A 21,281-nucleotide genomic window follows, 5' to 3' on the forward strand; every position below is an offset into this window, starting at 1 on the left:
ATTATTATTTTCTTTTTTTTATCGATTATCAGTCCAACACGAAAAAAACCGTTGAGGGTGTACTCAACGGCTAGGCGAAGACAAATATGTCCCTTTACATCCCTCCCCAAAACGCTTACGAGGTTAGCTGTCGGGTTAGGGCATGGAGAGATAGCCCTTCCTTTCCAGGATTCACCCCAAGTAACGGACGTTACAACATTGGGTCCCCCGCTCCATGAAGGATTCAGCGATTTTTGTATATAGTGTTAAATCATAGCTGATATGTTACTCTCTTCTGTCTTCACTGTAAAGGAGCAAAAAGAAGGGATTAAACAAGGTTTGGCTTATTTTATCGCTTTTTATCTTTTCTTTTTCGTTCTTTCTCACGCTTTTTCTTATTTTTGGAGTCTTGCTAAACCAATCATAAAAATCGGGTATATCCAATTATTTTTTATTCATAATGCGTCACTCGCTTAATAAAATGGTTAGAGGGCATGGCCGTTCGATCGGACGCAATTTTTTCCATAACGTGAAACCATTTTCTTTCTACTTTCGTCTATATAAGACAGAAAGAAACGCTTGGCAAATGACAGAGAAAGGGGGGACGAGCAGCGAGGAAAGCGGAAAATAAAGTGGAAAGAGAATAAAAATATTCCATTGACTTTATATAAAATAGGTATTATGCTACTTGACGTAGAGATTTTTCGATGTAAAATGATGACAGAATGCTGCGCATGCTGCACTTTGTGCAGCTGTTGTTCATATATGTGCTACTCATTGCGCCAGATATTCGAAATAACAAACAAGGAGGCGAAGAGAACGTGAAGAGGATTGGTACAAATCTGTTAAACAAATACCGTTCTCTCCCTAACCAATATATTGGTTTTTTTATTTTTGCTGTATTTTTGTTTTGGATGAAAACGTATGTAGCTTATCTAGCCGAATTTAATCTAGGCATAAGCAATTCCATGCAGGAGTTACTGCTGTTGATTAATCCAATCAGCTCTGCCGTGTTCTTTTTAGGATTAGCGTTATTAGCGAAAGGGAAACGAACGTATACTTGGCTCATTATTATTAATTTCATCTTATCGTTTATTTTATACGCCAATATTGTATACTACCGTTTCTTTAGCGACTTTATTACATTGCCAACGCTCACGCAGACAAAAAACTTTGGCGATCTCGGCGGAAGCATTTGGGAATTGATCAAGTGGTACGATATTTTCTATTTTTTAGATACAATTATTTTAATGACGATTGTCGTTTCGAAACGTTTCTCCCTGCCAGCGGTACAGGTCGGGCGCTACAAAAAAAGCATTGTATTCGCGACTGCTGCTCTCATTTTTACTGCGAACCTTGCGCTGGCTGAAGTGGACCGCCCGCAATTGCTGACAAGAACGTTTGACCGAAATTACATCGTGAAATATTTAGGAGTCTACAACTACTTAATTTATGACGCTGTACAAAGCATGAAATCTTCGACACAACGTGCGTTTGCGAATAAAAGCGATATTACAACGGTTTTAAACCATGTACAAGCAACATATGCAGAACCAAATCCGAAGTATTTCGGTGTAGCAAAAGGAATGAATGTGATTTACATTCATTTAGAATCGTTCCAAAACTTTTTGATTAACTATAAATTGCATGGCGAAGAAGTAACTCCATTTTTAAATTCGCTTGTGCGTGATCCGAACACCTTTTACTTTGATAACTTCTTCCATCAAACAGGTCAAGGGAAAACATCGGATGCAGAGTTCATGTTAGAAAACTCGCTGTTCGGCTTGCCACAAGGAGCTGTATTTACAACCAAAGGACAAAACACGTATCACGCAGCACCGGCAATTCTTCGCCAGTATGGATATACGTCAGCGGTGTTCCATGGGAACTATAAAACGTTCTGGAACCGTGATGAAATTTATAAATCGTTCGGGTTCGATCATTTCTTTGATGCAAGCTACTATGATATGAATGACAACGATGTGTTGAACTATGGATTAAAGGACAAACCGTTCTTTAAAGAATCGATTCCAATGCTCGAATCGTTGAAAGAACCGTTTTATGTCAAATTTATCACGCTATCGAACCATTTCCCTTATCCAATTAGCGAGGAAGACGCAACGATCGAACCGGCAGATACAGGTGATGGCTCGGTAGACCGTTATTTCCAAACCGCCCGCTATTTGGATGAATCGTTAAAAGATTTCTTTGATTATCTGAAAAAATCCGGCTTATACGACCGTTCTGTCATCATTTTATACGGTGACCATTATGGCATTTCCGAAAATCATAACAAAGCAATGTCACAAGTGTTAGGAAAAGAAATTACACCATTTGAACAAGCACAATTGCAACGAGTGCCTTTATTTATCCGTGTTCCGGGTGTCAAAGGCGGAATTATGCATCAATATGGCGGACAAATTGATTTATTGCCAACGGTTCTTCACTTATTAGGAATCGATACGAAAAACTATGTTCATTTCGGTACGGACCTGTTGTCGCCAGATCATCAAGAAATCGTACCTTTCCGCAACGGCAACTTCGTCACTCCAACTGTGACGGCGGTCAACGGAAAATATTATGACTCGAAGACGGGCGAACCGTTGAAAGAAACTCCGGAAATTAAACGTATGGAACAAATTGCCCGTACGAAACTGGATCTTTCCGATAAAGTCGTATACGGAGATTTGTTGCGGTTCTATACACCGAAAGGATTTAAGCCGGTCGATCCGTCCAAATACGATTACAACAATCGCGAAGACAAAGAAGAGGGAAGCGACGAATAACGCTTCCCTCTTCTTTTTATGTTTTTAGCGATGCAATTGCTTTTTCGGCGTTAACATACCCCGCTCCATATATATTAGGGTCACGCTCTTTCCATAAATCCGCTCCTTCTTTTAGGGCCTGCTTAATTTCATCTGGCGTGGCATTTGGTTTATGCTGCAGCATTAAAGCGACAATACCAGCGCAAATCGGCGTCGCCATGGATGTTCCTGACATGCTCGTATAATATTGGTCGATGCGGCTTTGTTTTTGGGATTTGTCCAGCGTCGACCTTGGTGCGCGCAGCGAAATGATATTCACTCCCGGCACGACAATATCGGGCTTTGTCACCCCGTAATCGGTAGGCCCGCGGCTGGAGAAATCAGCAATTTTATCATCCGCCCTTGTCTCAGTCGTATCACGGTCATCAAGAGCACCAACGGTAATAATTTTATCGCTAATTCCTGGACTGGAAATTGTTCCATATTCCGGCCCCTCGTTTCCAGCTGCAGCACAGACGACAATGCCATGATCCCATGCTTTTTCCACCACTTGCACAAGCGGATCGTCATTTTCGGCAGGAAACGGTTGTGGCTCTCCACCTAATGACAGTGAAATAATATTAATCTTGTTGTTTGGATTCGTTTCATTATACTGGATGCACCATTCAATTCCGCGAATAATCGTATCAAGCGTGCCAGCCCCTGTTTTGTCCAGCACTTTTACTCCAACCACATTCGCCTCATATGCCGGCCCTGCATATAATCCCGACGACATGCGGCCGTTTCCCGCCGCATCGCCGGCGCAATGGGTGCCATGTCCATTATCATCGTACGGGGCAGTACGTCCATTGACGAAATCGACAAATTCGACGATCCGTCCTTCTAAATCAGGATGAGGGTAAATCCCTGTATCGACGATCGCAATCGTAACTCCTTTTCCGCTTAACGTTGTTCCGTTCACCGCCACATGTTTCGCATTCGCTGATGGAACAGCGTTATTCAATAGCGCTCTTACTTTTCGGTTTAAGTACACTTTTTTCACATCGGGGCGCTGTAAAATTTGCTCCAATGCTTGCGGAGTTACTTCCGCACTGCATAATGGTAAATAACGGAACTCGTGGTGAATCTTTGTACGGAAATGTTGCTTTTCTACTTCCTTTACAGCAGCAATACCATCTTCTTCATGAAAATGAATAATAACAGGGATTTTTCTCCACTTTCTCACCCATTTTTCCAGCCACTGATGAAAAATACATGGCGTATAAATAAACGGCTTATACATGCCAACCATAAAGTGGCGGAGCGGACGGTCTAATTTATGTGCGTAATTGCGTGCCAGTTGAACGATAGAATACCCAAACATTCAGTCTCCTCCCTCTAGTGAAGCTTCGATATACTCTATGAAAAAGGAGGAGCTTCGCAACGGCTTGCATCTTAGGACAAACCAATCAAAAAAGCCTATCACACTTCATAAAGTGCGATAGGCTTTGCTACTCATCTTTTCACTCGTTCCAGCTCGATTTTATTTGCCTTTCCTAAATAATATTCGACTTGTTTCAATACATTTTCCTTTTCTTCATAGACACCGATTTGTTTCCCATCGACAATGACACGAATCAAATCGTTCGCATCTGACTTTTTTGTTAAGTGGAATGCTTTCGCTAACCCATTTACATGCCCTCTTGCGATCGTTTGCAAAAAAGCAGGGTCTTTCAACTTTTCCGCATCCTCTTTTCGATCGATAAATCCGTTTTCCGTCAGCACCGCTGGCATGGCCGTTTCCCTTAGCACGTAAAAGTTTGCTTTCTTTTTCCCGCGGTCGCGGAATCCTGTCGCCCGTATCACTTCTTCGTGAATGATATCGCGAATCCGCGCTGTTGTTGAGCGATCCGAAAGTCCTTCATAAATGTAATCCTCATACCCCGTTCCTCCGCCGGCATTTACGTGAATGGCTAGATAAACGTCGGCACCCCAGCGATTCGCTTTTGCCGCCCGCTGGCTTAACGGTACAGCCGTATCGCTCGTACGGCTTAATTGCACAGAGACGTTTTCATATTCGTTTTGCAATATACGTTGCATCTCCAATGCAATGGATAACGTAATATCTTTCTCTTGCAGCCCGTTTCCAACCGCGCCTGTATCTTTGCCGCCGTGCCCCGGATCGATAAAGATTTTGGGCATGTTTTCACCTCAATCTATTCTTTATCGTATCCTAATGCTAATATAGTTATGTTTTAATAAAATGATAACCTATATTTGTCTAGCCATGGAAAAGAGACATTGGTTATAAAAAATTGCCCACAAAACATCATCATTGAACAGGCGAGGATTGAACGGAAACGATCACTGTATATTTTGGTCTATCCACAACCTCATTCCTTTGATTTACGATGGCGTAATTGATACAAAAAATGGGCGACAATAGTAGATGGCAGATTCGCTATGTTTCCTTGTATATGGAAATGTAATTGCTCTTCCTCAAACGACATATTTTCATACATTTGTTCTTGCGAAAGCTTCCATTTTCTTGCCCGTTCTTTTATTCCCGATATATACAAATATTGAATCGGGATCATCACAAGAAAATATAGCAAAGCAATGCCTCCAAAAAATAGCCATGCAGATGACATCACACACTTCCCCTTTTTATTATATTACGAACCAAATTTCCAAAAGTTTTATTTCCATTGTAATGGATAAAAGGAATTTCTTCTATATGCGCAGAAATACAGAACAAAGAATAGGAAGAGGGACGGATGGAACATCCAAAAACGTTACTAAGAAAAAACAGTTATGCCATCATGGAAGATGAGTATGGCCGTACGTATATTTCTGTCACGGAAAACGAATCGGTGGTCGTTCTTGCGAAGGAGAAAAATGCGTTTTTACTCAATCCAAGCGTTTTCTTACCTCACCGATGAGGCACGAACGCGCAATTGGGGCGGAACGGGACTGGGACTGGCGATTGCCAAAGAATTCGTATTGGCCCACGATGGTACGATTGACGTAGAAAGCACCCTTGGTCAAAGGACAACCTTTATCGTCAAGCTGCCTTACTAACCATATCCTGTTCTTCTCTGATATAATCAGAAAGAGAAACAAATTCCAAAGGGAGGAATGCACATGACACGGGCACAGAAACTTGTGCAACACTTTTTATCCCATCGTAATGTCACGGTGGAGTTAATTAACAAAATCGAAGAAAAGCATTATGACTACAAACCGACACCAACATCCATGACAGCAAAAGATTTAGTCACTCATATTCTTTTCAGCTTTTATAAATTCGCCAACACCGCAAAACATGGAGATCCAACGCTATTTACAGAAAAAATCGAGGAAACGGAAACCGATTTGCAAAAGCTTGCCCAAACATATACGGAAAAAACGAAGCAATTGCTCGAATCCCTTACCGATGAAGATTTCGAACGTGTTTTAGATCTCACGAACGTATTTGGCGCGAAATTCCCGGCAGCGCAACTTTTGAAAATAGCGATGGACCATGAAATCCACCATAAAGGCCAGCTTTTCGTATACGTCCGCGAAATGGGGCATACCGACTTGCCGTTGTTTGTCAAACGCGGATAACGAAAAACAACCAGGCGTCTCTCTCCAAAGACCGTCTGGTTGTTTTTTCATACGCTTACCTATTCGATTTTGCAGTTGCCGTCTGTGCATTGGCCCCCGCCGTCCGATGCCAGCGGCTGCAATAGCGAGTTTGCATTTTCCTCTTCCCATACTTTTTCAAGTGCCTGCATAAACACTTCTGTCGGCTGTGCGCCGGAGATCGCGTATTTGCGGTTCAGCACAAAAAACGGCACGCCGCGGACGCCGAAACGGGCCGCCTCCGCTTCGTCATTTCTTACCTCATCGGTATAGCGGCTGCTTTCAAGAACTTGTTTCACTTCTTCCCGATCCAGTCCGGCTTCGCCAGCCAGCTCGATGAGCACGTCATGGTCGCTAATCCGTTTCGAATCGGTAAAATACGCTTGGAACAGCCGCTCCGTCATTTCTAGAAGCTTTCCTTGTTCTTCGGCATATTTGGCAAGACGGTGGGCGTCAAACGTATTCGTCGGTTTCATCGTGTCAAAGCGGAACGTCAGCCCGACAGACTCTGCCTGTCTGCCAATATCGGTGTTGACTCTTTTTGCTTCTTCGACCGAAATGCCGTATTTTTTCGCGATGATTTCATGGATCGTCATATCGTACTGTTTTTTCGCATTGGGATCCAGCTCAAAGCTGCGGAATACGACTTCGACTTGGTCTTTATGCGGAAACTGCTCAAGCGCATTTTCCAACCGGCGTTTCCCAATATAGCAAAATGGGCAGACAAAATCGGACCAAATTTCTATTTTCATCGTATATGCACCTCGGTTTAGGCTCTCCGTTGCATAAACAACAAGAAAGCAAAATTTCATGTTTCCAGCTTATTGTAGCGGATCGCCATGCCAGTATTCAAATAAATGAACTCGGCATGCGTGAAGGAAATACCGCCCATCATCGTAATTATTTTGTAATGCGAAACTTCTTATTGAGCCGCCATGTCATAGCTAATACAAATTTCAGTGTTGATTTTTAGACCACAGACAAAAGACCCAAATAATAGATCTTGTTCAACTAACCCCCCGTTAGCCAACCATGCCACGTTTCATGGCACCACAGATGATGGAAGTTTATTCATTCTTCCATAGGAGACTTCCATGCCACCTTGCAGCACCAGTAAATGAATGATAGTTGAACAAGAAAGTCAATCACATTTTTTATCAAGACCTAAAATCTAAAAATCCTTAAAAAATTAAGGTAAGCACATATTAGTCATGTTGAATATGTTTGCTTACCTTCTATTTCACTATATTGCAACAGAGTCTATTTTTTTATCGGCATTTTTTTCTTATGATAATGAATAACTATAATAAAAAACAGAGTATATGTAATAATCGAATAAATAGTAGAAAGCATACCATTTACATCGGTTAAGGCGAATAAAGAAGGAAGATTTCCATATGCACTATTTTCATATGTCAAAAAGATACATAAAAACATATTGTTTGCAGCATGAGCACCAATCGTGAATTCAGCACTATTGGTTCGAATAGCGATGTATGAAAGTATGAACCCAGTGAAAACATAATCTAACCCTGCCCAAAATGCGCTATTTGACATCTCAGGATTGCCAAAATGTAATGCTCCAAAGATAAATCCTACTATGATGGATAATAAAACTGGTTGTTTGACTAGTTTTCCTATCCATTGCAATAAAAATCCCCTGAAAAATAACTCTTCCGAAGTAGTTTGAATAGGGACAAGAAAAATAGCAGCCACTAGTAACCAAATAAAGCGAGAGGCATCAAAATCATTCCATTTATAATCTTCAGGAAACAAAATTAAATCAACAATTTGACTAATAGATAATAGTGCGAAAAAGACAATAAATCCAAAAAACACCCGTTTCCAGTTGATTTTTTGATAAGGAGTAATAAATGAAATTAGTGAACGTTTATGTATTGTTTTTGCCGAAATCCAAATACCCAAAATCCCAAAAACATAAGTAATATGAGATAAAAACAAATCTACTAATGAATCTTTTAGTATCAATTCTTCTACATCTACTATTTTGGGATTTATACTGTCTGTAATCAGAATAGAAAATATATACATAACACTTCCGATTACGATCGTAAACAATGAAATTAATAAAAAAGAAGAAAAATAACGAATATGACTATTTTTTCCTAATTCAGGAAGAATAAAACTTGGCTTCATATACTAACTCCTTCTAATATTATGTATGTATGCTCTTATATTGAACATAGTATCCTCTAATCATTATAGTTTTAATTTTTAAAAAGGCTTATTTTAAAAAAATGAATGTCTGTTTGGATTTTTTTGCTGACGTTCTAATGATCGGACAAGCACATATTTTTGCAGGCCTCTTGCGGAAGAAATAGCGAGATGGCCAAGCCGTTCCGCCTCTTTTTCGTCTCCTTGGCGAAAAGCCTTTTCTGCCTCCAATACATAGCGGAGCGCTCGATTTGCCACGTTGTTTTTTGCTTGTGCAAACTGCTCCTCATTTCCTTGCATCAGTGCAACGAGAGCTTGGTTATAATAACGGACGGTATCGTTCTTGATTTCATTCGCTATGTCAGCGGCTTCTTCCAACTGATTTTTCTCTATTTGAATATTCACCAGCGCCGATTTTCGTGCTTCTTCATACTTTCCCGACAGTTGCTCGGCATATCGCTCCGCCTTCTCAAGCTCCCCGTTTGCCAGCGCCAGCAGCAAAGCGTAATAAGGCTGCTTCTTTCGCTTCTTGAGATATGCTTCGACGAGCTGGATATTCTTTGTCCAAAAAAGAACATACGCATGATAACCAACAATGACAACGACCAGCGCAATTACGATTCCGACGGCGGCCCAATCCGGGATCTGCACTCCCGCCATCCCGAGCATCCATCCTATTGCGGCTCCTACTATGCACCAAATAATAAATGTCCTCATTTCCAAACTCCTTTGCTATGTTTTCAACATTCAAAGAGAAGTACAATAGCGTACACTATAATACCGCATTGACTCCTGTGATCCTTCTACCGTAAACATCCCTTTCCCGATGAGCGCTCTAAGACGATATTCGATGAATAAATCACCGATAAACTCATGGAGATTACCATATACCTCCCCCACCAATCTAGCCGCTTTGATCCACTTTTGCTCGCCGAAATCTCGTTGTAGCTGTTTAGCTGTAGCGATGATTTCTTGATCGTAATAATCTTCCGGAACGTTTGTTACCTCATTTTCCGTCCATAGCCGCAAAACCGCAGTGCTGGCTGCTAATTCCCCCCACTCCTGGATAAGCTGCTCTTTCTCTTCTAGCGACAAAACATGATTATGAGCTCTTGTTTCCATTATAACTCGGAGTTTTTCAGGAGGAATTTCTCCCGTATGCCAAATAGAATAATGAACTCCTTGCTTCGTAAACAGATCGCTATGCGCCCTCGAACTATTTATGACGGTTATGTGATTTGTTTTTTCGCGCAATAAATACAGAACATATCGAAGCCCGATTTGTTCGTGCGCATTTTCCCCGCTCCAAATCGTAATCTCCTCCTGCTCAGGAAGCATATTGATGCAAGCAATCGTATGCTGAAAGCGCGCTTCGTACTCTTTCTCATAAAATCGACTGTCCGAAAGATGTTGCCGCAACCAATCCGCGCGCCGTTTTCTCCCTTCTTCCTTGTGCAATTGCCATATCGGACCAATCGAGAAAATATCGGAGAAATGGAGCACACTCTCTTCTTGATCTATTTCCATCTCCCGCAGCGCCACTTTAATCCCGCCCGCAGCCGAATCACTAAATACGATATGTATGCTCATAAACATCCTCCTTTACTTATAGAATAACAAATGTTGGAATATAAATCTTTGCTTTTTGTAAATATCTAACTAATTTTTTACCCGTCTGGAATGGCTAAACTATTCTTCTCTCATATTAGCCATCATGGACACAAAAAAAGCCCAGGCGAACGCCTGAACCTTTTTCAAACAATTATACTCTTACTTTGGAATATTCTCTCCTTAATTCATTGGCGATAATATTGCGCTGGATTTCTGAGGTGCCTTCATAAATTTTCGTAATCCGCGCGTCGCGGTAGAAGCGTTCGATCGGATAGTCTTTCATATATCCTAATCCTCCGTGAATTTGGACGGCTAAATCGGCAATTTTGTTATATACTTCAGAACCAAACAGCTTCGCAATCGCCGCTTCTTTGACGACCCGCATTTTTTGGTCCGTCATCCAAGCGACGCGGTATGTAATCGACCGCAGCACTTCGATAAGCATACTCATTTCCGCCAACATATGTTGAATGGCTTGCTGTTCAAAAATAGGCTTGCCAAATTGCTCACGCTGCTGTGCATATTCCATGCAGTATTCCAACAATCTAATGCATGATCCTAAATTTCTTGCCGCCAATCCAGCGCGACCGTTCGCCAATATTTTCAATGCATTGACATACCCTTCTCCCTCTTTGCCGAGCACGTTTTCGACTGGGACTTCCAAATTATCAAAGAAAATTTCCGCCGAATGCGAGCCTCTTAGTCCCATTTTCCGCTCCACTTTTCCTAAAATAAAGCCCGGGAAGTCTTTTTCGACGATAAAGGAGGTGATTCCCTTCGCCCCTTTGGAAGGATCGGTCACCGCCATCACGGTAAAGACATGCGCTTCAACCGCATTTGTAATATAATGTTTCGAGCCGTTGATAATGTAGCGGTCTCCTTTTCTCACTGCTGTCGTTTTCAATGCGGCCGCGTTGGAACCTGCGCCAGGCTCGGTTAAAGCAAACGCGCCAATCCATTCTCCTGTCGCCATTTTCGGCAAATATCTCCGCTTTTGTTCCTCCGTGCCGAGCTCGACAATGCCAACAGTACCGATGCCGGTATGCGCGCCGATCAATGTCGTATAGCCGTTGTGCGTCTTCCCAAGCTCCTCGTAAATCGCGCATTTGCCGACCATCGATAAGCCTAAGCCGCCGTATTCTTCCGGAATGCTCAACCCAAACAAGCCCATTTCTTTCGATTTTTCGATAATGTGTTCCGGAATTTGATCGTTTTCTTCAATTTCCATCGCGACCGGGTCGACTACTTCTTTTACGAATTTTCGCACATTTTCTTTTAAAAATTCAATTTCTTTCGGCAAAGTAAAATCCATTGTATATCCCCTTCCTATTTTTCATTGTCATAAATCAAGAATTTTATAAATATTATATCTTTTTTCTATCTTACCACTTCCGATTGTTGCAGAACAACAACATTTCGTTGCGCTATCGCCACATCCACCCCCTAAAGAGGTGGGAGTTTCTTACCACCTTCATCGAAAAAGCTTCTACATAGAGGAAGGCGGTCTCCCTCTGCCCGATTCCTGCCATCGGAAGTCTTCCCGGAGTTCCTTCGCTAATCGAAGACATTCATTCCAAACACGGGCGGACTCCCGATTGCAGGCGTACAATCAGCCTAAATCCGCTTTCGATGTCCGAAAAACACTTTTTGGCCACGAAGCGGGAGATTCCTTGTCTGATTGGATGATTTGATAATAGAACGTGTGTTCGTTTTAGAGGTTCAAAAACCTCCCGATTCATCTCCCTCCGTTTTGAGAAGGGAGACTCCTCGGGAAAAATGTTAAACTACCTGTAGAGCCTGCCACACATCGGCTTTCAGGTCCTCGATGTGCTCGATGCCGACCGAGAATCTCACGAAATTGGACGGAATCCCAGCTGTCTTCATCTGTTCCTCGGTCATCACTCCTTCCCACATCGCCGCTGTATGTACCACCAGAGAATCGACTCCTCCCAGGCTCACCGCGTTAGGCGGCAGTTTCAATGCGGAAACGAACCGCTGCGTTTCTTCATAACCCCCTTTAATAGCAAAGGCAATGACCGCTCCGAACCCTTTCATCTGCCGTTTGGCCAATTCGTGTTGCGGATGGCTAGGAAGGCCTGGATAATACACCCGCTCTACTTGCGGCTGCTCTTCCAAAAACTTTGCCAAGGCTAAGGCGTTGGCATTAATGCGTTCCATCCGTATCGGAAGCGTACGCAGACCACGCAATAATAGCCATGCATCCATTGGCGAAAGAACCGAACCAATGGAAATATGCGTATGCCAAATACGCTCGGCTAACTCCTCGCTAGTGCAAATGACACCAGCTGTTAAATCATGGTGTCCACCTAAATATTTTGTTGCGCTATGAATAACGATATCGACGCCTAGATCGTGAGGACGCTGATTGATCGGCGACGCGAAGGTGTTATCGGCCACGACGATAATTCCATGCGGGCGTGCCAACTCTACCACAGCAGCCAAATCGGTCAACACCAAGGTCGGATTAGCTGGCGTCTCCACCATGATGAGCTTTGTGTTAGGCCGTATCGCTTCCGCAAAGGCATTGATATCCGCTTGTTCAACCAGAGTCACTTCCACACCAAATCGCGGCAACATTTCATCCATGATCTTGGCGGTACTCATATAATGCCGCGTCTGTGCAATCACATGATCTCCTGTGCTGACTAGAGCCAAAATGGTCGTAGCAATTGCCCCCATCCCGGAGCCAGTTACCAGTGCGGTTTCTGTGCCTTCCAGCTCAGCCATAATCTTCGTTACACGCTCATGCACTGGATTGCCATAACGCGTGTAATACTGAGGATGACGGGGTGTTCCCGCCATTTCCGCAAATTCACTGGAATTATGCGCACGAAACGTAGCTGAGTAATAAATTGCCGGAGCTATCGTCCTATCATTGGTTACCCAATCATCGCCATGCACAACCAAGGTTTCGGTTCGGAGTCCTTCAAGATTCAGCTCTTCACGATTATCACGTTTGTTCATCTACTCTCTCTCCTTTACTTTTCCAATTAAGAGCTCTTGATAAAAACAGTTGGTGCCAGTCTATTATTGGGCTCGTATCGATCTACCTTATAATTAACAGAACTTTTATTTATTTCAGAACTTAATAGATATTATATAATTTTTCTTAAAAAAAAGTAAACCCATCGTTCTAGATGGATTAAGTCAAGGTTTTGTGTGATATTTTCCCTTCCTTTTTTGTTTGTCAGTGTTTCCTATTCCTCTCCTCCTGCCTGCTGCACCATCTACTTAAGTAATAACAACAAAAGCAGGGCAATGCCCTGCTTTTGTTCACAATTATTTTTGTTTTGTATGAAATATCACTGCGTTATACGAGCATAAATGGTGTATGATTAGGGTAGAAAACGCAACTTACCTCAACAGAGAGGAGGATTCTCATGACAACATTTTATAAAATTCTTGTTTTTATACATATTTTTTCAGCCATATTAGGTATGGGACCGGGTTTTATTTTAATTCATGTCGTAAAATCTGCGAAAACAATGACGCAGCTAAAATATGCCTACGCAATTAGACGGCAGCTGCATACGTTCGTTATGATCGGAGGTACACTTTTACTTATTACAGGTTTGTTAATGGGATTTTTAAATACAGGCTTATTTCAAATGGGTTGGTATGTGACAAGCCTTGTTCTTTTCTTAATTGCACTCGCGATGGGACCGCTTGTATTAGCGCCTAAATCAAAGCCATTAAAACATTTGTTAGAAACTTATAAAGGAGAAGACATACCAGAGGAATATACACGTTTATCCAATCAGCTTTTTCGTTACGAGCGCATCGAAAACGGCATTTTTTTAATCATTATTGTACTTATGATTCTAAAACCATTTTGAGCATGTGCTGATATGCAGAAAATCTATTTGAAAATTCATAAATAGCCTTTTTAATCGATCCCCCCCTCATCCGTCTATTTCGCAAAATCTGAACACCCAGATCATAATTACCAGTATGAACAAAAGCAGGGCAATGCCCTGCTTTCGTTTACATTATTTTTTGTTTTGATCCGCAAAGACTGCCATGGCATCGCGCATAAATTTCGCTAAGCCTTCACCAAATTGGTCGATGTTTTTGGTGAAGCGTTCATCATCCACGTACATTTGGCCTAATCCTTTGAATGCTTCGAGTGAGTAACAACCAAAGTTGTTGTTCAAAAAGTCATACCATTCTTTAATTGCCGCTTGCGCCTCTTCTGATTCAGGCGAGCCATGACGAAGGGCCGCAAGTTTTTTATAGATCGAATTCATTGCTTGAACCATAGCTTCTTGTTCTTCTTTAGACATGCTCCCGATTTTAGCGTTTGCTTTGTCGACAGCTTCATCTCCCCAACGTTCGCGTGCTTCTTGTTCATATGGATTATGACGAAAATCAAAACCTTCAAATTTCTCTTTGTTCGTCATTTGAATTTCCCCTTTCATATGCTGAATGGTCTTATCAATCGTCGCAATCATTTTATCGAGCCGTCTGCGTTTCTCCAGCAACATTTTCCGTTGCAGCACCAACGCCTCATGTCGATCAAATGAAGGACTATTGATGATTTCTTTGATTCTCTTTAAAGGGAAGCCAAGTTCTTTGAAAAATAAGATTTGTTGTAATTTCTCAAGATCAGCATCTGTGTAAAGGCGATAACCGGATTCCGTTGTCTTCTCTGGGGTTAATAACCCGATTTCATCATAATAATGCAGTGTGCGCACACTAATGCCAACCAAATCCGCAACTTCTTTCACTCTCATTGCCATCACCTTTGGCCTCCCTTCAACATTCACTATAAAGTATCACGTCGCGTGAGAGTCAACATACGTTTTGAAAAATAAATGTACAAAATATGCATAACACCGTTCAGAGATCCGAACGGTGTTAAACAGCAATTTTATTTCTGTTTATCTGGCTCGATCTTCTTTATAGTCACTAACTCATCGATGCAGCGTTTTTGGAGACAAATCAAGTTGACGCGCTGTTTCAGCGATCGTATTTTCCTCTTCGACAACTAATTTGACAGCATGAAGTTTCAATTCTTTATCAAAACGGTTTCCCACGTTGGCCACCCCCTCCATGCAATTAGTTTTATTATAGCGTTTCTATTGGCGTGTCTACTTTTTAGACTAATATCACTTATCCTTTCCCCTCTTTTTTTGGCTCCAAATAAAAAATCGAGAAAAGCACCGTCAGGTACCTTCCTCGATTCCCTTCAATCCTATTTCCGTCTCCCTCAATTTCTTGTAACTCCTTTACTTTTCTCGTTTTCCATTCATTCGACATCGTTCGAAAAAATCCTACTTTCTTCATTCGTGAGAGAAATTATTTAATATCATCGTTTACATTAATGACAATTTTTCCCGAATACGCACGACTTTCCATGAGCGCATGAGCGCTAGCTATATCACTTAATTCAAATACATGACCGATCTTTATTTTTAAATCCCCATTTGAAATAAGTGGAATAACAGAATCTGCAATACGTTTTAAGCGTTCTGGGTGTTCTTTTCTTGTTGTACCTAGACTAAAACCGAGAATCGAGCGACAGCTTGCATGAACTTGATTTGTTATAAACGTTCCGGGTTGCCCACTAGAATTACCAAAGTGAACAAGACGTCCGTAATTAGCCAAACAATTCATGCTCTGTTCAGAAACAGTACCAGCAACAGAATCTAAAATGATATTTACTCCACGGCCGTTCGTTCGCTCCTTCACTCCCTGAACAAAATTTTCATACGTAAACACTTCATCTGCTCCTGCTTCTAGTGCAACAGATGCCTTGTCCATATTCCCAACGGTTCCAAAAATTTGTTTTGCGCCTAATAGTTTTGCCAACTGAATAGCTGTAGTACCAACGCCACCGGCTGCAGAATGAATAAGTACACTTTCACCTGCTTGAATACGTGCTAAATCTTGTAGTAGTATATAAGATAAAAAACTAACAATTGGGCATGCTGCTGCTGTCAACATATCCATATGATCTGGAATAGCAAATACAAGTCGCTCATCAGCGACAACATATTCTGCGTAAGAGCCGCTTGACGGAAAAGCTATAACTCTTTGACCCACAGATATATTTGTAACTTGCTCTCCTACTTCCACAACAACACCCGCAGCATCTAAACCAAGAATCATTGGAAATTGTCCTTTAGCTTTTTTCCCTGTTCGGTTTTTGATGTCAGCAAAGTTTAAACTTGTTTTGCTCACAGCAATAATAACTTCATTTGGTTTTGGCTTTGGTTTTTCTATTTCTTTTAACTGTAATACTTCTAATCCTCCGAACTGTTCAATCACAATTGCTTTCATTCTTCTTCCACCTTTTTTAAGGTTGATGATGCATTATTTCATTCTAGTTAAAAGGATGAAGCAGGCGGAAAAAGCCTGCTTCATATCATACATGCAGTGGTTTTCATATCCGTTCCCTTCGCAACCGCTTATAACTGGCTTGTACGTTGGGAGTCCCCAAATTACCCCCCGTAATAAAATCCGGTTTCCTTCAGTGTCAGCGGATCGCCTTCCCGATGCACACCCGCATTGATTACTTCGCCTACATAAATATAGTGATCGCCTTTTTCTACTTTTTCGACGACTTTGCACTCAAAGAAACTGAGCGCATCTTTAAAAATCGGGCATCCTGTTTCTTCGGTATAGAATTCGTACCCTGCCAGCTTATTTCCTTCCGGTTCTAAAGATTTAAAGAAAGCGGTGACCATATCCTTTTGGCCTGTTTCTAAAATATTGACACTAAATACGCCATTTTTGGCAATTTGCTCTTGGGAACGGGTGCCTACTTTCACTGCAACCGCTACCAATGGAGGATTAAAAGACGTTTGTGTCAGCCAGTTTCCCGCAAAAGCATTGGCAGCGCCATTTTCATCTTTTGTACCGACAATGTATAAACCGTATGTAATTCCGCGTAAAGCCGTTTTTTTCGCCTTGGCATCCATGTATGGAACTCCTCCTTCCGTAAAAATCGCGTTTTTCAGTTGTGCAGATGTTCTTATTTTCCATTTTATCCAAGCTAATAATATATGTCTAGCTTTTCATTTTTAGGAAACAAGGGAGATTTCACAACTTAGAATACAGCGGCCGAACACAAGTTTTCAAGAAAACGACAGATGGCTAATCCTTTATTGGAAAAGAGAATGGAACGATATTCCTTAAAATAAGTCAACTAGTCCTTCAGCAATCTCACCAGTTAATGGAATAATAATAAACAACTTTGATTGAAAAATGTGTTCTGATTTACTGGTTCAAACAAGATTATAAACAAATCAGACATTATAACGAGTAGAAAAGGCTATAATCCATCTTATTTTTGCCTTATCTAAATTATATCTTCCTCAATTAAAAAAGAGGGTGTCCCATAGGTAAAAAATGGAACACCCTCTTTTAAAACTCAGTATACAACTTTTTTGTCACTTAACAAAACGGAACGCGTGCTTTTACCTTTTATTCAACCGTCACGCTCTTCGCCAAGTTGCGCGGTTTGTCAACATCGCAGCCGCGATGCAATGCCGCGTAGTACGCGATCAGCTGCAGCGGCACGACGGAAACAAGTGGAGTAAGCATTGGGTGAACCGCTGGAATAACGAAGCGGTCTTCCTCTGTCTCTAAGCCGCGCATCGAAATGATGCATGGGTTGGCGCCGCGGGCGGCGACTTCTTTAACGTTGCCGCGAATGTTCAAGTTCACATGCTCTTGTGTCGCCAAAGCGATAACTGGAGTGCCGTCTTCGATTAAAGCGATCGTGCCGTGCTTCAATTCCCCGCCGGCGAATCCTTCCGCTTGGATATAAGAAATCTCTTTTAGCTTTAACGCACCTTCCAAGCATACATAGTAGTCCACGGCGCGGCCGATAAAGAAGCAGTTGCGTGTTACCGCTAAATATTCGCGCGCGATTTTTTCCATTTCCTCTTTCGCGTCGCACAGCATTTCCATCACATTGGCGATGATGGCAAGTTCTTTGACGAGGTCAAAGTCAAGCTCAATGCCTTTTGCCTTCGCCGCTGCGACCGCTAAAATAGCAAGCACGGCAATTTGCGCAGTGTATGCTTTCGTGGAAGCGACGGCGATTTCCGGACCGGCGTGAAGCAATAGTGTATAATCGGCCTCACGGGACAGTGTCGAGCCTGGAACGTTCGTAATCGTAATTGCTTTATAGCCAAGTTCGTTTGTTTGCACCAGCACCGCCCGGCTGTCCGCTGTTTCGCCGCTTTGCGAAATGTAAATGAAAAGCGGTTTTTCCGACAGCAATGGCATATTGTACGAAAACTCGCTTGCAACATGGACTTCAACAGGAATTTTCGCCCATTTTTCGATCAATTGCTTGCCGACCAACCCGGCGTGATAGCTCGTTCCGCATGCAATAATATATAAGCGGTCCGCATTCAGCACTTCTTGAATGATTTGCGGATCAATTGTCAGCTGGCCGTTCTCATCTTGATATTTTTGAATAATGCGGCGCATCACAAACGGCTGCTCGTCGATTTCTTTTAACATGTAATGCGGATAGGTGCCTTTTTCAATATCGCTGGCATCCAATTCCGCTGTATATGGTGCGCGTTTAACGACATCACCGTTCAATGTTTTAAGCGTAATGTCTTCGCTTGTCACGATCACCATTTCTTTGTCCATTAGCTCGACGAATTGGTTGGTGACTTGCAGCATCGCCATCGCGTCGCTCGCCACCACATTGAAGCCATGGCCGAGCCCGACAAGCAGCGGGCTTTTATTTTTCGCAACATAAATAACGTCTTTGTTTTCCGCGTCGATCATTGCAATGGCATAAGAACCTTTCAACAATGTTAATGTCTTGCGGAACGCTTCTTCCACAGAAAGACCATCGTTCACAAATTTTTCAACAAGCTGCACAATTACTTCCGTATCTGTATCGCTGCGAAACGCGACATCTTGCAAATATTCGCGTTTTAAAATCGCATAGTTTTCAATCACACCGTTATGCACTAACGTAAAGCGTCCCGATGCACTTTGATGCGGGTGCGCATTCACGCGGCTTGGCGCCCCGTGCGTCGCCCAACGCGTATGGCCGATTCCGATCGACGCACTCACCGTCGGGTCAACGACATTACGTAAATCAGCAATGCGTCCTTTTTCTTTGAATAAATGAACGCCTTCATCGTTTAGCACGGCAATGCCTGCAGAGTCATAGCCGCGATACTCCAATTTTTCCAATCCACGCAATAAAATTTCCTTTACGTCTTGATAGCCAATATAACCAACAATTCCGCACATAGACATGTTCCTCCCTTTAGCGGGAGCCCGCCTTACAAAACGACCCAAAAACGTCTTATTCTCTTGTCAAAGAACAATATCAGGGGTCTGGCTTTTTGTATAGACAGACTCCCTACTTTTCCGTTTTTTTTGCGATTACATCCTCCCCTTTGTCCAAAGGGTCACCCCTTTGTTTTAAGGAAGGACTTGCGGCTGTAATCGCCACAGCCGGGAGGCATCCGCCGAAACCTCGATAAACCTCCTCCTCGTCAACTAAGCGTTTTGCCGTCCCACGCTTAGTCCAGGCGCTTTAAAAAGAATCAATAGAAAAGTATCAATGAAAAACCTCTTCAAAAAACCTCTTCCACCCACCTTCCTTTGAAAAATAACAACAACGTTAATATTACAGTACATCCAAAAAAGCGTCAACTGCAATGTTGTTATTGTTCATAAACTGTAATATTGTTATTGTTCATAAAATAACCTATGCATCAATGGAATATAATGTTCCATTTATGCATAGGTTGATGATAAGCTATTCTTTTTATTCTATTCCCATTTCTTCACGAATGACGGAAGCGATCCGTTCTACATAGTTTCGGCAATCTTCCTCTGTCGGCGCTTCCGCCATGACACGCACGACTGGCTCCGTTCCCGACGGGCGGACAAGCACGCGGCCATTTCCATTCATTTCTGCTTCTACCTCTTGAATGACCGCTTTTACTTTTTCGTTTTCCATCACTTTCCCTTTATCCGCCACTTTTACATTGACGAGCAGCTGCGGATATTTTTTCATTTCGCCTGCCAGCTCGGACAGCGGTTTTCCTTTGATTTTCATAATATTGACAAGCTGCAGCGCCGTCAGCAATCCGTCTCCTGTCGTGTTATAGTCAAGGAAAATAATGTGTCCCGACTGTTCTCCGCCTAGATTGTAGCCGTTTTTCTTCATTTCTTCGACTACATAGCGGTCGCCGACCGCGGTTTGCACGCTTTGAATTCCTTGGGCTTCCAGCGCTTTGTAAAACCCAAGGTTGCTCATGACAGTAGAAACGACTGTTTGATGTTTCAACCGTCCGATTTCTTTTAAGTATTTGGCGCAAATGTACATAATTTGATCGCCGTCCACGATATTTCCATGTTCATCGACGGCAATGAGGCGGTCGCCGTCGCCATCAAAGGCTAGTCCAACATCGGCGCCTTTTTCCTTCACAAATGCCGCTAACGCTTCCGGATGGGTGGAGCCTACTCCTTCGTTAATGTTAAGCCCGTTTGGTGATGCACCCATTGTCACAACATCGGCTTCTAAATCGGCAAATAAATGCGTCGCCAACGACGAAGTAGCTCCATGCGCGCAGTCTAGCGCAATTTTCAAGCCGGAAAAATCTTCATCAATGGTTTGCTTTAAGTATTGTAAATACTTTTGTCCGCCTTCAAAATAATCATTCACTTGTCCTAACGATTTGCCGATCGGCCTTGGCAGCATATCTTCCGGACTGTCAATCAACTCTTCAATCTCTCTTTCTTGTTCGTCGGATAGCTTAAAGCCATCTGGACCGAAAAATTTAATTCCGTTATCTTGAACAGGATTATGAGACGCCGAAATCATAATCCCTGCCTGTGCTCCTAACGCCTTTGTTAAATAAGCAACCCCTGGAGTGGAGATGACGCCGAGGCGCATGACTTCCGCTCCGATGGAAAGCAATCCGGCGACAAGCGCTCCTTCGAGCATATGGCCGGAAATCCGGGTGTCACGGCCGATTAACACTTTCGGGCGTTCTGTACTTTTCGTTAATACATATCCGCCGCAGCGCCCGATTTTAAACGCCAGCTCTGGTGTCAGTTCTCGATTCGCTACTCCGCGTACACCGTCAGTACCAAAGTATTTACCCATTATGTCAATCTCTCCTTACATCC

The 21,281-nt window shown here is 42.5% G+C and carries 19 protein-coding genes, 1 pseudogene and 1 riboswitch; of the genes and pseudogenes, 5 read left to right on the plus strand and 15 right to left on the minus strand.

Features of this window, described 5'->3' with window-relative positions:
* Nucleotides 1-97: 97 nt before the first annotated feature.
* Nucleotides 98-239, minus strand: a riboswitch (cyclic di-AMP (ydaO/yuaA leader).
* 561 nt (nucleotides 240-800) lie between these two features.
* Nucleotides 801-2,765, plus strand: a complete 1,965-nt coding sequence (gene ltaS, locus AC1WMD_RS17010) for a lipoteichoic acid synthase (protein ID WP_494258064.1) — start codon at nucleotides 801-803, stop codon at nucleotides 2,763-2,765.
* Between the two features lie 16 nt (nucleotides 2,766-2,781).
* Here the strand turns inward: ltaS and AC1WMD_RS17015 are convergent, their stop codons facing one another.
* The 3 genes from AC1WMD_RS17015 to AC1WMD_RS17025 all read right to left on the minus strand — a co-directional run bounded on the left by AC1WMD_RS17015 (nucleotide 2,782) and on the right by AC1WMD_RS17025 (nucleotide 5,374).
* Nucleotides 2,782-4,107 carry a S8 family peptidase gene (locus AC1WMD_RS17015; protein WP_043903373.1) on the minus strand — a complete coding sequence of 442 codons (1,326 nt, stop codon included), beginning with the start codon at nucleotides 4,105-4,107 and terminating at the stop codon, nucleotides 2,782-2,784.
* Between the two features lie 131 nt (nucleotides 4,108-4,238).
* On the minus strand, nucleotides 4,239-4,925 hold the full coding sequence (locus tag AC1WMD_RS17020) for an N-acetylmuramoyl-L-alanine amidase family protein (protein ID WP_494258065.1): 687 nt from the start codon (nucleotides 4,923-4,925) through the stop codon (nucleotides 4,239-4,241).
* A 191-nt stretch (nucleotides 4,926-5,116) separates the two neighbouring features.
* Entirely contained in the window at nucleotides 5,117-5,374 is a 258-nt protein-coding gene (locus tag AC1WMD_RS17025) for a DUF3949 domain-containing protein (RefSeq protein WP_043903371.1), read from the minus strand.
* A 126-nt stretch (nucleotides 5,375-5,500) separates the two neighbouring features.
* Here AC1WMD_RS17025 and AC1WMD_RS17030 point away from each other — a divergent pair, with 126 nt between their 5' ends.
* From AC1WMD_RS17030 to AC1WMD_RS17040, 3 genes and pseudogenes are all read left to right on the plus strand, one after another.
* Entirely contained in the window at nucleotides 5,501-5,665 is a 165-nt protein-coding gene (locus tag AC1WMD_RS17030) for a hypothetical protein (protein WP_186003900.1), read from the plus strand.
* A pseudogene (locus AC1WMD_RS17035) lies at nucleotides 5,652-5,804 on the plus strand (ATP-binding protein); the annotation flags it as partial. The gene AC1WMD_RS17030 and the pseudogene AC1WMD_RS17035, both read left to right, overlap by 14 nt.
* A gap of 63 nt (nucleotides 5,805-5,867) precedes the next feature.
* Entirely contained in the window at nucleotides 5,868-6,332 is a 465-nt protein-coding gene (locus AC1WMD_RS17040) for a DinB family protein (RefSeq protein WP_043903370.1), read from the plus strand.
* Between the two features lie 59 nt (nucleotides 6,333-6,391).
* On the opposite strand, the gene AC1WMD_RS17045 is transcribed toward AC1WMD_RS17040, so the two are convergent.
* From AC1WMD_RS17045 to AC1WMD_RS17070, 6 genes are all read right to left on the minus strand, one after another.
* The gene (locus AC1WMD_RS17045; protein ID WP_043903369.1) at nucleotides 6,392-7,102 is read right to left on the minus strand and encodes a DsbA family oxidoreductase; all 711 of its coding nucleotides are present in this window, start codon (nucleotides 7,100-7,102) and stop codon (nucleotides 6,392-6,394) included.
* 508 nt (nucleotides 7,103-7,610) lie between these two features.
* On the minus strand, nucleotides 7,611-8,507 hold the full coding sequence (locus AC1WMD_RS17050) for a CPBP family intramembrane glutamic endopeptidase (protein WP_043903368.1): 897 nt from the start codon (nucleotides 8,505-8,507) through the stop codon (nucleotides 7,611-7,613).
* Between the two features lie 93 nt (nucleotides 8,508-8,600).
* On the minus strand, nucleotides 8,601-9,242 hold the full coding sequence (locus AC1WMD_RS17055) for a hypothetical protein (protein WP_043903367.1): 642 nt from the start codon (nucleotides 9,240-9,242) through the stop codon (nucleotides 8,601-8,603).
* A gap of 30 nt (nucleotides 9,243-9,272) precedes the next feature.
* Nucleotides 9,273-10,115: a DUF1835 domain-containing protein gene (locus tag AC1WMD_RS17060; protein ID WP_494258066.1), complete on the minus strand. Its 843-nt coding sequence runs from the start codon at nucleotides 10,113-10,115 to the stop codon at nucleotides 9,273-9,275.
* 172 nt (nucleotides 10,116-10,287) lie between these two features.
* A complete protein-coding gene (locus AC1WMD_RS17065; RefSeq protein WP_494258067.1) occupies nucleotides 10,288-11,448 on the minus strand; it encodes an acyl-CoA dehydrogenase family protein in 1,161 nt (386 codons plus the stop codon).
* Nucleotides 11,449-11,915: 467 nt separating this feature from the next.
* Nucleotides 11,916-13,121, minus strand: a complete 1,206-nt coding sequence (locus tag AC1WMD_RS17070; RefSeq protein WP_494258068.1) for a trans-sulfuration enzyme family protein — start codon at nucleotides 13,119-13,121, stop codon at nucleotides 11,916-11,918.
* 416 nt (nucleotides 13,122-13,537) lie between these two features.
* Between AC1WMD_RS17070 and AC1WMD_RS17075 the strand changes: the two genes are divergently transcribed.
* The gene (locus AC1WMD_RS17075; RefSeq protein ID WP_043903363.1) at nucleotides 13,538-13,993 is read left to right on the plus strand and encodes a DUF2269 family protein; all 456 of its coding nucleotides are present in this window, start codon (nucleotides 13,538-13,540) and stop codon (nucleotides 13,991-13,993) included.
* A gap of 153 nt (nucleotides 13,994-14,146) precedes the next feature.
* Here the strand turns inward: AC1WMD_RS17075 and AC1WMD_RS17080 are convergent, their stop codons facing one another.
* The 6 genes from AC1WMD_RS17080 to glmM form a co-directional block, all read right to left on the minus strand.
* Nucleotides 14,147-14,896 (minus strand): MerR family transcriptional regulator, encoded by a 750-nt coding sequence (locus AC1WMD_RS17080; RefSeq protein WP_494258069.1) that lies wholly within the window; start codon nucleotides 14,894-14,896, stop codon nucleotides 14,147-14,149.
* A 174-nt stretch (nucleotides 14,897-15,070) separates the two neighbouring features.
* Nucleotides 15,071-15,193: a transposase gene (locus tag AC1WMD_RS17085; protein ID WP_186003899.1), complete on the minus strand. Its 123-nt coding sequence runs from the start codon at nucleotides 15,191-15,193 to the stop codon at nucleotides 15,071-15,073.
* A gap of 262 nt (nucleotides 15,194-15,455) precedes the next feature.
* Nucleotides 15,456-16,439: a quinone oxidoreductase family protein gene (locus tag AC1WMD_RS17090; protein WP_043903361.1), complete on the minus strand. Its 984-nt coding sequence runs from the start codon at nucleotides 16,437-16,439 to the stop codon at nucleotides 15,456-15,458.
* Between the two features lie 161 nt (nucleotides 16,440-16,600).
* Complete coding sequence (locus tag AC1WMD_RS17095) at nucleotides 16,601-17,080, minus strand: flavin reductase family protein (protein ID WP_043903360.1); 480 nt, start codon at nucleotides 17,078-17,080, stop codon at nucleotides 16,601-16,603.
* A 505-nt stretch (nucleotides 17,081-17,585) separates the two neighbouring features.
* Nucleotides 17,586-19,388, minus strand: a complete 1,803-nt coding sequence (gene glmS / locus AC1WMD_RS17100; RefSeq protein ID WP_494258070.1) for a glutamine--fructose-6-phosphate transaminase (isomerizing) — start codon at nucleotides 19,386-19,388, stop codon at nucleotides 17,586-17,588.
* Nucleotides 19,389-19,911: 523 nt separating this feature from the next.
* The gene (gene glmM / locus AC1WMD_RS17105; protein WP_494258071.1) at nucleotides 19,912-21,258 is read right to left on the minus strand and encodes a phosphoglucosamine mutase; all 1,347 of its coding nucleotides are present in this window, start codon (nucleotides 21,256-21,258) and stop codon (nucleotides 19,912-19,914) included.
* Nucleotides 21,259-21,281 lie beyond the last annotated feature (23 nt).

This window comes from Parageobacillus sp. NEAU-HV-2, assembly GCF_059115485.1.